Below are 14341 nucleotides of genomic sequence, written 5' to 3' on the forward strand. Positions count from 1 at the left end.
CGCTGCGGGATTGCCTACCTTTGCGATACGAAACTGTTTCGGACCGATCGCCACGGGGACACGGTCGTCCTGCCGGCGCTGACGCACAACCGAGCAATCCGAGCCCCATCAGGGAGTCCCATCGTGGAAGCCATCCCGGTCGCCACCGTCCAGGCCGGGCCGTCCGGCCAGACCCATGCCCCGCCGAAGCACCGCTGGTGGGCCCTGGCCGTGATCGGCCTCGCCCAGCTCATGGTCGTGCTCGACGCCACGATCGTGAACATCGCGCTGCCGTCCGCCCAGCACGACCTGGGCTTCGACAACAACGGGCGGCAGTGGATCGTCACCGCCTACTCCCTGGCCTTCGGCAGCCTGCTGCTGCTCGGCGGCCGGCTCGCCGACCTCTTCGGCCGCAAGACGACCTTCATCATCGGCATCGCCGGCTTCGCCGCCGCCTCCGCGGTCGGCGGCGCGGCGAACGGCTTCACCATGCTGGTCGTCGCGCGCGCCGTGCAGGGGCTGTTCGGCGCCCTGCTCGCGCCGGCGGCGCTCTCCCTGCTGACCACGACGTTCACCGAGCCCAAGGAACGCGCCAAGGCGTTCGGCATATTCGGGGCCATCGCCGGCTCCGGGGCCGCCGTCGGCCTGGTCCTCGGCGGTCTGCTCACCGAGTACCTCAACTGGCGCTGGACGCTGTACGTCAACGACGTCATCGCGATTCCCGCGCTGATCGGCGCGGTCGTCCTCATCGGCCGTTCCGTCCCGGCCGAGCGGCCCAAGCTGGACATCCTCGGCGCCGTCCTGGTCTCCGGCGGCCTGTTCGGTGTCGTCTACGGCTTCGCCAACGCCGAGACGCACGACTGGGACAACTGGATGACCTGGGGCTTCCTCGCCGCGGGCGGTCTGCTGCTGGTGGCGTTCTTCCTCTGGCAGGCCCGCGCGAAGCACCCCGTCCTGCCCCTGCGCGTCCTGGCCGACCGGGACCGCGCCGCCGCCCTGTCGACCGTGCTCATCTCCTCCGCCGGGATGTTCGGCGTCTTCCTCTTCCTCACCTACTACCTCCAGGCGACGCTGGGCTACTCGCCGGTGAAGAACGGCGTGGCCTTCCTGCCGATGGTCGGCGCGCTGATGGTGATGGCGCAGCTGTCCACCAACTGGCTGGTGCCGAGGATCGGGCCGAAGATCGTCGTACCCTTCGGCATGCTGCTGGCCGTGGGCGGCATGGTCTGGCTGACCCGCCTCGACCTGCACAGCAGCTACGCGCCGCATGTGCTGCCGCCGCTGCTGCTGCTGGGCGCGGGCCTCGGGATGTCGATGCCCGCGGCCATGAGCTACGCCACCCTGGGGGTGCGGGCGAGCGACCAGGGCGTGGCCTCGGCGGCCGTCAACACCACCCAGCAGGTGGGCGGCTCGATCAGCACCGCGCTGCTGAACACGCTGGCCACCAGCGCGGCCACCGACTACGCCGAGCACCATCTGAGCGACCCCCTGGTCAAGGCGAACGCGGCGCTGCACAGCTACACCGTCGCCTACTGGTGGTCGGCCGGCTTCTTCGCCTTCGCCGTGCTCGTCACCGTGCTGCTGTTCCGCGCGAGGAAGAGGGCGAACACGCCCGCGGAGGACGCCGAGGGGCCGGTCCGGGCCGAGGCCACCCCCGCCGCCGGGGCCACCGCTGTCACCGAGCCCGCGCCCGAGGCCGCCGGGGGGACCGCCACCGCGCCCCTTCCGGCCGTCGGCGCGGGCGGTGCGGCGGCCATCCGTGGACAGGTGCGGGACGGCGCGGGCGTACCCGTGCCCGGTACCGCGATCACCGTGCTGGACACGACGGGTCACCAGCTCGCCCGCACCACCTCCCGGGAGGACGGCTGGTACGCGGTGGACACGCCCGAACGCGGCAGCCTGGTCCTCATCGGCTCGGCGTCCGGATACCAGCCGCAGGTCGCCACGCTGACCCTGGACGGCACACCCGTCGCCCACGACCTCGTGCTCCTGCCCAGCCCCGGCGGCGTGGCCGGCACGGTGCGCGGCGGTGACGGGGAGGTGCTTCCCGGTGCCCTGGTGGTGGCCACGGACCGGCACGGTGACGTGACGGCTTCCGCGACCACCGGTACGGGCGGCGGCTACCGGCTCGGCGACCTGCCGCCCGGGGACTACACGCTCAGCGTCAGCGCGGCCGGCCACCGCCCGGCCGCCGTGCCGGCCACGGTCTTCGGCGAGACCACCCGCTGCGACATCCGGCTGTCCACGGCGGCGACCCTGTGGGGGACGGTGCGCACCCGGGACGGACGGGCGCTGGAGGACGCCCGGGTGACCCTGATCGACGCCGCCGGGAACGTCGTCGGATCGCGCACCACGAGCGTCGACGGCAGCTACTCCTTCGCCGACCTCGCCAGTGAGCAGTACACCGTGATCGCCGCCGGCTACGCGCCGGTGGCCACGCAGGTCACCGTGGACGGCGGCCAGGCCACGGTCGACATCCTGCTCAGCCACAAGGAGGCGTAGCGCCGGCGGTCGCCTCGCCCCGCGTCCGTTCTCCGTGGGGGGAGTACGCGGGGCGAGGGGCCCGGCCGGACCTCAGCAGCCGAAGTCGACCAGGTCGAACGTGGCGTAGTGGTCGGAGGTGTAGTAGTCCTCCCGGGACGCCTCGCCGGTGACGATGCGCCGGGCGCCGCGCGTGGGCGAGCCAGGGGTGATCACCGTGTACTCGTGGTAGTAGCCGGACGGCCGGCCGGGCAGGACGCGTTCCCGGTTCTGGAAGACGGCGCCGTCCTGCGTGTACGGGAACGGCCCGCCCCGCTCGATCAGGTCGAGCGTGTCGTGCGCCTGCGAGGGCAGGTCGCTGGAGCAGATGCTGCCGACCGCGGCGGTCGCCGGGGTGGCCGTGACGGTGCCGCCGACGAGGAGGGCGGACAGGACGGCGGCTGCGGCGCCGACGCGTGTGATCCGTGGGGGGAATCTCATGGCCTCATGATGACGCGCGTAGAAGGTGGCATGTCAATGACAACCCTGGAGAATTTCCCGTGAAGTCCGAGGATTTTCCGGGAGTCGACCAGGTACCCGGCGTCCCGGTCGGCAGGACCGAGGCGGCGGGCACGGGGCGACACGTGCCGACCGGCGGGTGCTGATCGGCGGGCACGATCCGGGCGCCGTGCGCGTTGTCCCGGTACCGGCCGCTGTCCGGGACCTCGGGGCAGTCCACAGGGGGAGACATGGCACGAGTGATCGACCTGACGGAGTACGGCGACGCACTCCGCCGGGACCCCCACCCGGTGTACGCGCGGCTGCGCGAGCGGGGTCCCGTCCACCGGGTCAGGCTCGCCACGCCGGGCGGAGCCTGGGAGACCTGGCTGGTCGTGGGGTACGAGGAGGCGCGGGCCGCCCTCGCCGACCAGCGGCTGGCCAAGGACATCGCCAGGACGGGCTTCGTGCCCCTGGACGAGCAGCTCATCGGCAAGTACCTGCTGGTCGCCGACCCGCCGCAGCACACCCGCCTGCGGGGCCTCGTCGCGCGTGCCTTCACCATGCGCCGGGTCGAGCGGCTGCGCCCGCGCATCCGGCAGATCACCGACGAACTGCTCGACGACATGCTGCCGCGCGGCCACGCCGACCTCGTCGACTCCCTCGCCTACCCGCTGCCGATCACCGTCATCTGCGAGCTGCTCGGGGTGCCCGAGATGGACCGCGCGGAGTTCCGGAAGACCTCCACGGAGGTGGTCGCGCCGACCGGCACGGACTCCGAACGCGCGGCGACCGTCCGCCTCGCCGAGTACCTCACCGAGCTGATCGAGGACAAGCGGTGCGCGGGTCCCACGGGCGATCTGCTCAGCGACCTGATCCGCACCACCGCCGAGGACGGTGACCGGCTCTCGATGGACGAGCTGCGGGGCATGGCCTACCTGCTGCTCATCGCCGGCCACGAGACCACGGTCAACCTCATCGGCAACGCCGTGCTGGCGCTGCTCACCCATCCCGACCAGCTCGCGGCCCTGCGCGCCGACCCGAGCCTCCTCGACAAAGCGGTCGAGGAGACCCTGCGCTGGGAGGGGCCGGTGGAGACCGCGACGTACCGGTTCGCCGCCGAGCCGCTGGAGATCGCGGGCACCAGGATCGGGCGGGGCGACGACGTGCTGGTCGGCCTCACCGCCGCCCAGCGCGACGGCGCCCGGTTCACCGACCCAGACCGCTTCGACATCCGCCGCGACACCCGGGGCCACCTCGCGTTCGGCCACGGCATCCACTACTGCCTGGGCGCGCCGTTGGCCCGCCTGGAGGCCGGTGTCGCCCTCGGCGCACTCCTGGACCGCGCTCCCGGCCTCACCCTGGACGGCGAGCCGGGGGAGTGGCTGCCGGGCATGCTCATGCGAGGCGTGAGAAGCCTGCCGGTCCGCTGGTGACGGCGTACGTCCCCGTCCCTCAGGCGTACGAGCTCGCGCCCCGGCCCCCGCCCCCGATCCACCCCGTAACCCGGCCCTACGGCGTCCCCCTTCCGCCTGGCACCTCGGCCAGGGCCACCGGGCGCCGTTCGCGGCGGGAGCGTTCGCAGGCCTCGGCGATGCGCAGGGCCTGGAGCGCCTCGCGGCCGTCGCACGGGTTGGGCCGTTCGCCGCGCACCACCTCCACGAAGGCGTTCAGTTCGGCCTCGTAGGCGGGGCCGAACCGCTCCAGGAAGCCCGTCCACGGCTTGTCCGCGGGCGGCGGACCGGTCGGCTCGGTGGACGCGAGGGGCGTACGGTCGTCCAGGCCCACCACCACCGTGTCCCGCTCCCCGGCCAGTTCCATGCGCACGTCGTAGCCGGCGCCGTTCAGCCGGGTCGCCGTCGCCGTGGCCAGGGTGCCGTCGTCCAGCGTCAGCAGCGCCGCGCCCGTGTCGACGTCCCCGGCCTCCCGGAACATCGCGGGGCCGCGGTCCGAGCCGGTGGCGTACACGTCGGTCACCTCGCGGCCCGTCACCCAGCGCAGCACGTCGAAGTCGTGGATCAGCGTGTCCCGGAACAGCCCGCCGGACAGCGGCAGCCACTCCACCGGTGGCGGGGACTGGTCGCAGGTCAGGGCCCGTACGGTGTGCAGCCGGCCGAGCCGGCCCGCGCGGACGGCCTCCCGGGCGCCGGCGTAGCCCGCGTCGAACCGCCGCTGGAAGCCCATCTGGAGGACCGTCCCGGCCGTCTCCACCTCGGCCAGCGCGTGCAGCGTGCCCGGCAGGTCCAGCGCGATGGGCTTCTCGCAGAAGACCGGCAGGCCCGAGCGGGCCGCCCGGCCGATGAGCTCGGCGTGGGCCGCCGTCGCCGTGGTGATCACCACCGCGTCCACGCCCCACCGGAAGATCTCGTCCACGCCCGGCGCCGCCGTCTCGCCCAGCCGGTGCGCCAGCGCCTGTGCCCGCGCCGGGTCCGTGTCCGTCAGGATCAGGGACCCGACCTCGCGGTGGCGCTTGAGCGTCCTCGCGTGAAGGGTGCCGATGCGGCCCGTACCGATGACCCCGATGCGCATGGAAACAAAGTGAGGGCCGACCCCGTACGCTGTCAATACATATGTCCGGACAACCGGACTACACGACTTCCCGTCAACCGGGCACAGGGCTACGCTCGGGCCCGTGCCGAAACCAGATGTGGACCCGACCGTGTCGCTCGACCTCCGTGTGGACCGTAGCTCCCCGGTGCCGCTGTACTTCCAGCTCTCCCAGCAGCTTGAGGCCGCCATCGAGCACGGCAGTCTCACCCCGGGCAGCCTGCTGGGCAACGAGATCGAGCTGGCCGCGCGGCTCGGATTGTCCCGGCCGACCGTCCGCCAGGCCATCCAGTCCCTCGTCGACAAGGGACTCCTCGTGCGGCGCCGGGGCGTGGGCACCCAGGTCGTGCACAGTCAGGTCAAGCGCCCGCTGGAACTGAGCAGCCTCTACGACGACCTGGAGGCGGCCGGCCAGCGTCCCGCGACGAAGGTGCTGGTCAACACGGTCGTCCCGGCCCCCGCCGCGGTCGCCGCCGCACTCGGCGTCGCGGAGGGCGGTGACGTCCACCGCATCGAGCGGCTGCGCCTCGCGCACGGCGAGCCGATGGCCTACCTGATCAACCACCTGCCGCTCGGCCTGCTCGACCTGGACACGGACCAGCTGGAGGCCACCGGCCTGTACCGGCTGATGCGCTCCGCCGGGATCACCCTGCACAGCGCCCGCCAGTCCATCGGCGCCCGCGGAGCGAAGGCCGCCGAGGCCGAGCGGCTCGGCGAGGCCGAGGGGGCCCCGCTGCTCACCATGCAGCGCACCACCTTCGACGACACCGGCCGCGCGGTGGAGTTCGGCGACCACACCTACCGGCCGAGCCGCTACTCCTTCGAGTTCCAGCTGCTCGTCCGCCCCTGAGCGAGCGACCGCCTTCGTCGCAATGTCCGGACAATGCGACCCGTGGAGGCTCCCCGGTCACGTCACGGGTGTTCCGCGTGTTCGATACTGGAGTGTTTGGGGCCGCTGATGCGATCGACGGCCCCTTGCGTCTGTACGAACACGGCAAGAAGGGCACGGCCTCGTGGCACGGTTTCGGACCTGGGTAGGCATAGCGCTGGCGGGGGCACTCTCCGTGTCCCTGGCGGCATGCAGCAGCACCGGAGGCAAGCGGGCGGAGGACGCCCGTAAGGCCGCCGCCGCCCAGGGCAGGGCGGCGGTGAACACCCCGCGCTGGACCTTCGCGATGATCACCCACTCGGGGGACGGCGACACCTTCTGGGACATCGTGCAGAGCGGCGCCAAGCAGGCCGCCGTCAAGGACAACATCAACTTCCTGTACTCGCACGACGACGAGGCCCAGCAGCAGGCCCAGCTGGTGGACGCGGCCGTGGACAAGAAGGTCGACGGCATCATCGTCACCCTCGCCAAGCCGGACGCCATGAAGACCGCCGTGGCCCGCGCCGAGAAGGCCGGCATCCCGGTGATCACCGTGAACTCCGGTTCGCAGGAGTCCAAGGCCTTCGGCGCCCTCACCCACATCGGCCAGGACGAGACCATCGCCGGCGAGGCCGTCGGCGACGAGCTGAACAAGCGCGGGAAGAAGAAGGCCCTGTGCGTGCTGCACGAGCAGGGCAACGTCGGCCACGAGCAGCGCTGTGACGGCGTGGCCAAGACCTTCCACGGCACGCTGCGCAAGCTCTACGTCAACGGCACCAACATGCCCGACGTGCAGTCCGCCATCGAGGCCAAGCTCCAGGCCGACAAGTCCATCGACTCCGTCGTCACCCTCGGCGCGCCCTACGCCGACACCGCCGTGAAGGCGCGGACGGACGCGGGCAGCAAGGCCGAGATCGACACCTTCGACCTCAACGCCAAGGTGGCGGCCTCGCTGAAGGACGGCACCCTCGGCTTCGCCGTGGACCAGCAGCCGTACCTCCAGGGCTACCAGGCCGTCGACCTGCTGTGGCTGTACAAGTACAACGGCGACGTCCTCGGCGGCGGCAAGCCGGTGCTGACCGGCCCGCAGATCATCACCAAGGACCAGGCGTCCGCCCTCGCGGAGTACACCGAGCGGGGCACCCGATGAGCGCGGTCACGGACGGCAAGCCGCTCGACGAAAGGGTGGTGCAGGCTTCCCCGCTGCGGAAGCTGCTGGCCCGCCCGGAACTGGGCTCGGTCGTCGGCGCCCTCGCCGTCTTCGTCTTCTTCGCGTTCGCCGCCGACGGCTTCCTGCGCGCCACCAGCCTCAGCACGGTCCTGTACGCCTCCTCGACCATCGGGATCATGGCCGTCCCCGTGGCCCTGCTGATGATCGGCGGCGAGTTCGACCTCTCGGCGGGCGTCCTGGTGACGTCGTCCGCGCTGGTCTCCTCGATGTTCAGTTACCAGATGACGGCGAACACCTGGGTCGGCGTGGGCGTGTCCCTGCTGGTCACGCTGGCCATCGGCGCCTTCAACGGCTTCATGCTCACCCGCACCAAGCTGCCCAGCTTCATCATCACGCTGGGCACCTTCCTGATGCTGACCGGCATGAACCTCGGCTTCACCAAGCTGATCGACGACACGGTGTCCACCAAGAGCATCGCCGACATGGAGGGCTTCCCGAGCGCCCGCGCCGTCTTCGCCTCGACGATCGACGTCGGCGGGGTCGACATCAAGGTCACCGTCCTGTGGTGGCTGGGCCTGGTCGCCCTCGCCTCCTGGATCCTGCTGCGCACCCGCACCGGCAACTGGATCTTCGCCGTCGGCGGCAACGAGGACGCGGCCCGCGCGGTCGGCGTCCCGGTCGCCCGGACCAAGATCGGCCTCTACATGGGCGTCGCGTTCGGCGCCTGGATCTCCGGCCAGCACCTGCTCTTCTCCTTCGACGCCGTCCAGTCCGGCGAAGGCGTCGGCAACGAGCTGATCTACATCATCGCGGCCGTCATCGGCGGCTGCCTGATCACCGGCGGCCACGGCAGCGCGGTCGGCTCGGCCGTCGGCGCGCTCCTGTTCGGCATGACCAGCAAGGGCATCGTCTTCGCCGAGTGGAACCCCGACTGGTTCAAGTTCTTCCTCGGAGCGATGCTGCTCCTCGCGACCCTGCTCAACGCCTGGGTCCGCAAGCGCGCGGAGGCCACCAAGTGACACTCGTCGAGCTGACCGACGTCAGCAAGCACTACGGCACCGTCCGCGCCCTCGAAGGGGTCTCGCTGGAGGTCCACGCGGGTGAGATCACCTGTGTCCTCGGCGACAACGGCGCGGGCAAGTCCACCCTGATCAAGATCGTCGCCGGCCTGCACCGGCACGACGGCGGCACCCTGCGCGTCGAGGGCGAGGAGACGACCCTCTCCTCCCCGCGCGAGGCCCTGGACCGGGGCATCGCCACGGTCTACCAGGACCTGGCCGTCGTCCCCCTCATGCCGGTCTGGCGCAACTTCTTCCTCGGCTCCGAGCCCCGCAAGGGCGCCGGCCCCTTCAAGCGCCTGGACACCGACTTCATGCGCCGCACCACCCGCGAGGCGCTGCTCCGCATGGGCATCGACCTCCGGGACGTCGACCAGCCCATCGGCACGCTGTCGGGCGGCGAGCGCCAGTGCGTCGCCATCGCCAGGGCGGTCCACTTCGGCGCGAAGGTCCTGGTGCTGGACGAGCCGACGGCGGCACTGGGAGTCAAGCAGTCCGGTGTGGTCCTCAAATATGTGGCGGCGGCACGGGACGAGGGCCTGGGCGTTGTTTTGATCACCCACAACCCGCATCACGCGTACCTGGTGGGGGACAGGTTCGTGCTCCTGAGGAGGGGCACGATGGTGGGCCATTACACACGGGACGACATCACGCTGGACGAGCTGACCCAGCAGATGGCCGGGGGATCCGACCTGGACGCGCTGCGCCATGAACTGCGACGAGGCTGAGGGGCGCGGGACCGTGCCGATGTGCGGCTCCGCCGCGCGGGGCGGGCAACCACGACGCACCCGCAGCCGGCGCCGGACGCGCACCCGTCGCTCCGGCCCCGCGCGGCACCCGGCGTGAGCGTGCGGCACAATCGAGCCCGATGAGCACCTACCGCGACCTCACCGCCCCCATCGGTTCCCGCCGAGCCCCGGTCCTGCGCACCGTAGGCACACGAGAGCGCCGGTCACACCTGACCGCACCCCGTGTCCCCACCGTCGGCATCGACATCGGCGGCACCAAGGTCATGGCGGGCGTCGTGGACGCCGACGGCAACATCCTGGAGAAGCTCCGCACGGAGACCCCGGACAAGTCCAAGAGCCCCAAGGTCGTCGAGGACACCATCGTCGAGCTGGTGCTGGACCTGTCCGACCGGCACGACGTGCACGCGGTCGGCATCGGCGCCGCCGGCTGGGTCGACGCCGACCGCAACCGCGTCCTGTTCGCCCCCCACCTGTCCTGGCGCAACGAACCGCTGCGCGACCGCCTCGCCAGCCGGCTCTCCGTACCGGTCCTGGTGGACAACGACGCCAACACGGCCGCCTGGGCGGAGTGGCGCTTCGGCGCCGGCCGCGGCGAGGACCACCTGGTCATGATCACGCTCGGCACCGGCATCGGCGGCGCCATCCTGGAGGACGGCCAGGTCAAGCGCGGCAAGTTCGGCGTCGCGGGCGAGTTCGGCCACATGCAGGTCGTCCCCGGCGGACACCGCTGCCCGTGCGGCAACCGCGGCTGCTGGGAGCAGTACAGCTCCGGCAACGCGCTGGTCCGGGAGGCGCGCGAGCTGGCCGCCGCCGACTCGCCGGTCGCCTACGGCATCATCGAGCACGTCAAGGGCAACATCGGCGACATCACCGGCCCGATGATCACCGAGCTGGCCCGCGAGGGCGACGCGATGTGCGTGGAGCTGCTCCAGGACATCGGCCAGTGGCTCGGCGTCGGCATCGCCAACCTCGCCGCCGCCCTCGACCCCTCCTGCTTCGTGATCGGCGGTGGCGTCTCGGCCGCCGACGACCTGCTCATCGGCCCGGCCCGGGACGCCTTCAAGCGGCACCTCACCGGCCGCGGCTACCGCCCCGAGGCCCGCATCACCCGCGCCCAGCTCGGCCCCGAGGCGGGCATGGTGGGCGCCGCCGACCTGGCCCGGCTGGTCGCCCGCCGGTTCCGCCGGGCCAAGCGGCGCCGGGTGGAGCGGTACGAGCGCTACGAGCGGTACACCCAGGCCCGCCGCGACCGGGACACCGTATGACGCCGTCGCTGCCCCACCAGGGCGGCCCGCCGGACGAGCCACAGCGGCCCGCCGAGGACCCGCGGCACAAGGCCAGGCGCCGGGCGCTCACCCTGCTGATCATCGTCCTCCTCATCGGCGTCCCGGCCGGCTACCTGGTGATCTCCGCGAACCAGAGCCGCGACAGCGGCAAGGACAAGGAGGCGAAGTACTCGGCGACCGGTCTCACCCCGGGGTGGCCGTCGAAGGTGCAGCGCCGTCTCTACCAGGTGGCCGTCCCGCACCCCGCCGACGACATCGCCTACTACGAGACGAACAACTGGAAGACCAGCCGCCTCTACGTGCAGTTCCGCACCAACCCCGCCGGTCTGGACAGCTTCCTCCAGGCCATGGGCGTACGCCGGGACCAGCTGAGGAAGGACGACATCGCCGTCGGCGCACGCGACCGTAAGGTCAGCGGCTGGACCTTCGACGGCACCGGCCCCTGGTGGGGCCTGACCCACGCGCAGAAGAACCCGGCGCCGACCCAGGACGTGGTCGTCAACCTGTCCGACCCGGAGTATCCGATGGTGTTCGTGGTCTCCCGCACGGTCCCCTAGGGCCGTGACCCGCCCGCGGAGCCGATTGTCAGACCCCGCCCGTAGAGTCGGAGACGTCTGATCCGACACACGGGCGGGAGGTGGCAGGACGTATGAGCGGCACGGCCGCGGTGGCCGAGCGTACGGGGGGTCCCCGGGAGACGGGGACCGGGCACCCGGTCCCGGTGCGCCTCGCGTCGGTCTACCTGCCCGCGCCCCTGCCGCGCCAGGGCCGCCTCGCCTTCTGGGATCCCGCCGGCGACCCGCTGCCCCCCGCGAGCGGGGGCGCCCCCGAGGAGCTGACGGTCGTACGACGGCACGGCGCCGGGGTGCGCCGCCGGCAGGTGCCCGCGCTGACCCTGCCCCTCGCCGAGGCCCTGCCGCTGCTGGTCGGCGCCCGGCGCGACCCGGCCGCCCACCCGGCCACCGCCTGCTGGGGCGCCGCCGCCCTGCACGCGCTGCGGCTCGTCGCCCGCGGCCGGCTGCTGCCGGGCCTGACCCCGTCCGGCCACGACGCCTGGCGGGCCGGCCCGCTGGAACCCGACGACATCGCCCACCTGCGCGCCATCGCCGCGGCCCTGCCTCCCGAGGGCCACGCCGTGCCCCTCCCCGGTCCGGGCGCGCTCCGGCTGCCCGAGCCCGAGGCCCTGATCCGGTCCTTCCTGGACGCGGTCGCCGACACCCTGCCGCGCACGCCGGCGGCCCCCCACACCGCCGGACGGCCCTTCGCCGCCCGTGAAGCCCAGGCCCTGCCCGCGGCGCACGCATGGGCGGCCGAGGTCGCCGCCGGCATGGACGCGGGCGTCCGGATCTCGCTCCGCCTGGACCTGTCCGCGTACGACGTCTTCGACGCCGGCGCCGACGAGGGCGTCCGCGCCGCCGGAGCGGCCGTCGTCCAGGTGCACAGCCTCGCCGACCCGACCCTGGTGGCCGACGCCGCGGCCCTGTGGGCGGGGGAGGCGGACGGGGCGTTCGGGCCCCGCGCGCGCGTCGACGCGGCCCTCGCCGTGCGGCGCGCCGCACGGGTGTGGCCGCCCCTCGACCGCCTCGCCGAGCAGGACGTCCCCGACGTCCTGGCCCTGTCCGAGCAGGAGCTCGGCGAGCTGCTCGGGGTGGCCGCCTCCCGGCTCGCCGCCGCCGGGGTCGCCGTGCACTGGCCCCGGGACCTCGCCCGCGACCTGACCGCCACCGCCGTGGTCCGCCCGGCGCCCGGCTCGGCGACCGACGGCACCGGCTTCTTCGAGAGCGAGGACCTGCTCCGGTTCCGCTGGCAGCTGGCCCTCGGCGGCGACCCGCTCGACGAGGCCGAGATGGACGCCCTCGCCGAGGCCCACCGCCCGGTCGTACGGCTCCGGGACCGCTGGGTGCTGGTCGACCCCGCGCTCGTCCGCAAGGCCCGCACCCGCGAACTGGGCCTGCTGGACCCGGTCGACGCGCTCGCCGTCGCCCTCACCGGCACCGCCGAGGTCGACGGCGAGACCGTCGAGGCCGTCCCCGCCGGCGCGCTGGCCACCCTCCGCGACCGCCTCACCGCCGGCCTGCGCCCCGCCGACCCGCCCCCCGGCCTGCGCGCCACCCTCCGCGACTACCAGCTGCGCGGCCTGGCCTGGCTCGACCTGATGACCTCCCTCGGCCTCGGCGGCTGCCTCGCCGACGACATGGGCCTCGGCAAGACCGTCACCCTCATCGCCCTGCACCTGAAGCGGGCCCGGACCGAGCCGACCCTCGTCGTCTGCCCGGCCAGCCTCCTCGGCAACTGGCAGCGGGAGATCACCCGGTTCGCGCCCGGCGTCCCCGTCCGCCGCTTCCACGGCCCCGAGCGCACCCTGGACGGGGTGGACGGCGGTTTCGTCCTCACCACGTACGGCACCATGCGCTCCACCGCGGCCCGTCTCGCCGAACAGCCCTGGGGCATGGTCGTCGCCGACGAGGCCCAGCACGTGAAGAACCCCTACTCGGCCACCGCCAAGGCGCTGCGCACGATCCCGTCCCCCGCGCGCGTGGCGCTGACCGGCACCCCCGTGGAGAACAACCTCTCCGAACTGTGGGCCCTGCTCGACTGGACCACCCCCGGACTCCTCGGCCCGCTGAAGTCCTTCCGCGCGCGGCACGCGCGGGCGGTGGAGACCGGGGAGGACGAGGAAGCGGTGCGGCGCCTGGCCCGGCTGGTCCGCCCCTTCCTCCTGCGCCGCAAGAAGTCCGACCCCGGCATCGTGCCCGAGCTGCCGCCCAAGACGGAGACGGACCACCCGGTGCCGCTCACCCGGGAACAGGCCGCGCTGTACGAGGCGGTGGTGCGCGAGTCGATGCTGGCCATCGAGACGGCGCGGGGCATGGCCCGCCGGGGCCTGGTGCTGAAGCTCCTCGGCGCCCTGAAGCAGATCTGCGACCACCCGGCGCTCTACCTGAAGGAGGACCCGCGCCCCGACCGCCTGGCCGCCCGCTCCGGCAAACTCGCCCTCCTGGACGAGCTGCTGGACACCCTGCTCGCCGAGGACGGCTCGGCGCTCGTCTTCACCCAGTACGTCGGCATGGCCCGCCTCCTCACCGCCCACCTGTCCGCCCGCGCGATCCCCGTCGACCTGCTGCACGGCGGCACACCGGTGCCGGAGCGCGAACGCATGGTCGACCGCTTCCAGGACGGCGGCACACCGGTGCTGGTGCTGTCCCTGAAGGCGGCCGGCACCGGTCTGAACCTCACCCGCGCCGGCCATGTCATCCACTTCGACCGTTGGTGGAACCCGGCCGTGGAGGAGCAGGCCACCGACCGCGCGTACCGCATCGGCCAGACCCAGCCGGTGCAGGTCCACCGCCTGGTCACCGAAGGCACGGTGGAGGACCGCATCGCCGAGATGCTCGCGTCCAAGCGCGCCCTGGCCGACGCGATCCTCGGCTCCGGCGAGGCGGCCCTCACGGAGCTGACGGACCGTGAACTCTCCGACCTCGTCTCCCTGCGGAGGACCTCATGACACCCCCGCCCCGCCCCGGCGACGCCGCCCGCCGGGCCCTCCGCGCGGCCCGCGAGCGAACGGAGACCGAGCGGGCGCGGACGGCGGGACCGACGCGGGACACCCCGGAGGAAACGGCTGCCGAGCCGACCGAGGGGGAGGCGACGGCCCACCCGGAGAGCGGGGACGGCACGGACCCCGGGCCGGTGGATGAGGGACGAGCGGGGCTCGCTGGCGGCGG

At 73.0% G+C, this 14341-nt stretch carries 11 protein-coding genes; 9 read left to right on the plus strand and 2 right to left on the minus strand.

Annotation, left to right across the window (positions count from 1 at the left end; all coding sequences use genetic code 11):
* Positions 1 to 123 precede the first annotated feature (123 nt).
* The gene (locus AQJ11_RS05015; RefSeq protein WP_059262011.1) at positions 124 to 2481 is read left to right on the plus strand and encodes an MFS transporter; all 2358 of its coding nucleotides are present in this window, start codon (positions 124 to 126) and stop codon (positions 2479 to 2481) included.
* A gap of 72 nt (positions 2482 to 2553) precedes the next feature.
* Here AQJ11_RS05015 and AQJ11_RS05020 read toward each other — a convergent pair whose 3' ends face one another.
* On the minus strand, positions 2554 to 2940 hold the full coding sequence (locus AQJ11_RS05020; protein ID WP_014675854.1) for a ribonuclease domain-containing protein: 387 nt from the start codon (positions 2938 to 2940) through the stop codon (positions 2554 to 2556).
* 248 nt (positions 2941 to 3188) lie between these two features.
* Between AQJ11_RS05020 and AQJ11_RS05025 the strand changes: the two genes are divergently transcribed.
* A complete protein-coding gene (locus AQJ11_RS05025) occupies positions 3189 to 4373 on the plus strand; it encodes a cytochrome P450 family protein (protein ID WP_244218110.1) in 1185 nt (394 codons plus the stop codon).
* Between the two features lie 76 nt (positions 4374 to 4449).
* On the opposite strand, the gene AQJ11_RS05030 is transcribed toward AQJ11_RS05025, so the two are convergent.
* Positions 4450 to 5466 carry a Gfo/Idh/MocA family protein gene (locus AQJ11_RS05030; protein ID WP_059262013.1) on the minus strand — a complete coding sequence of 339 codons (1017 nt, stop codon included), beginning with the start codon at positions 5464 to 5466 and terminating at the stop codon, positions 4450 to 4452.
* 130 nt (positions 5467 to 5596) lie between these two features.
* Here AQJ11_RS05030 and AQJ11_RS05035 point away from each other — a divergent pair, with 130 nt between their 5' ends.
* The 7 genes from AQJ11_RS05035 (at position 5597) to AQJ11_RS05065 (ending at position 14121) form a co-directional block, all read left to right on the plus strand.
* Positions 5597 to 6334, plus strand: coding sequence for a GntR family transcriptional regulator (locus AQJ11_RS05035; protein ID WP_107120786.1), 738 nt, complete (start codon positions 5597 to 5599; stop codon positions 6332 to 6334).
* 163 nt (positions 6335 to 6497) lie between these two features.
* A complete protein-coding gene (locus AQJ11_RS05040) occupies positions 6498 to 7502 on the plus strand; it encodes a sugar ABC transporter substrate-binding protein (protein ID WP_059262015.1) in 1005 nt (334 codons plus the stop codon).
* On the plus strand, positions 7499 to 8542 hold the full coding sequence (locus AQJ11_RS05045; RefSeq protein ID WP_059262016.1) for an ABC transporter permease: 1044 nt from the start codon (positions 7499 to 7501) through the stop codon (positions 8540 to 8542). Before AQJ11_RS05040 ends, AQJ11_RS05045 begins: the two co-directional genes overlap by 4 nt.
* Entirely contained in the window at positions 8539 to 9309 is a 771-nt protein-coding gene (locus tag AQJ11_RS05050) for an ATP-binding cassette domain-containing protein (RefSeq protein ID WP_014675862.1), read from the plus strand. The genes AQJ11_RS05045 and AQJ11_RS05050 overlap by 4 nt, the downstream gene beginning before the upstream one ends.
* A 140-nt stretch (positions 9310 to 9449) precedes the next feature.
* Positions 9450 to 10595 (plus strand): ROK family glucokinase, encoded by a 1146-nt coding sequence (locus AQJ11_RS05055; protein ID WP_059262017.1) that lies wholly within the window; start codon positions 9450 to 9452, stop codon positions 10593 to 10595.
* Positions 10592 to 11173, plus strand: coding sequence for a hypothetical protein (locus tag AQJ11_RS05060; RefSeq protein WP_058082512.1), 582 nt, complete (start codon positions 10592 to 10594; stop codon positions 11171 to 11173). The genes AQJ11_RS05055 and AQJ11_RS05060 overlap by 4 nt, the downstream gene beginning before the upstream one ends.
* A gap of 92 nt (positions 11174 to 11265) precedes the next feature.
* Positions 11266 to 14121 (plus strand): DEAD/DEAH box helicase, encoded by a 2856-nt coding sequence (locus tag AQJ11_RS05065; RefSeq protein WP_059262018.1) that lies wholly within the window; start codon positions 11266 to 11268, stop codon positions 14119 to 14121.
* Positions 14122 to 14341 lie beyond the last annotated feature (220 nt).

Source organism: Streptomyces corchorusii (assembly GCF_001514055.1).
In the GTDB taxonomy this organism is placed as follows: Bacteria; Actinomycetota; Actinomycetes; order Streptomycetales; family Streptomycetaceae; genus Streptomyces; species Streptomyces olivaceoviridis.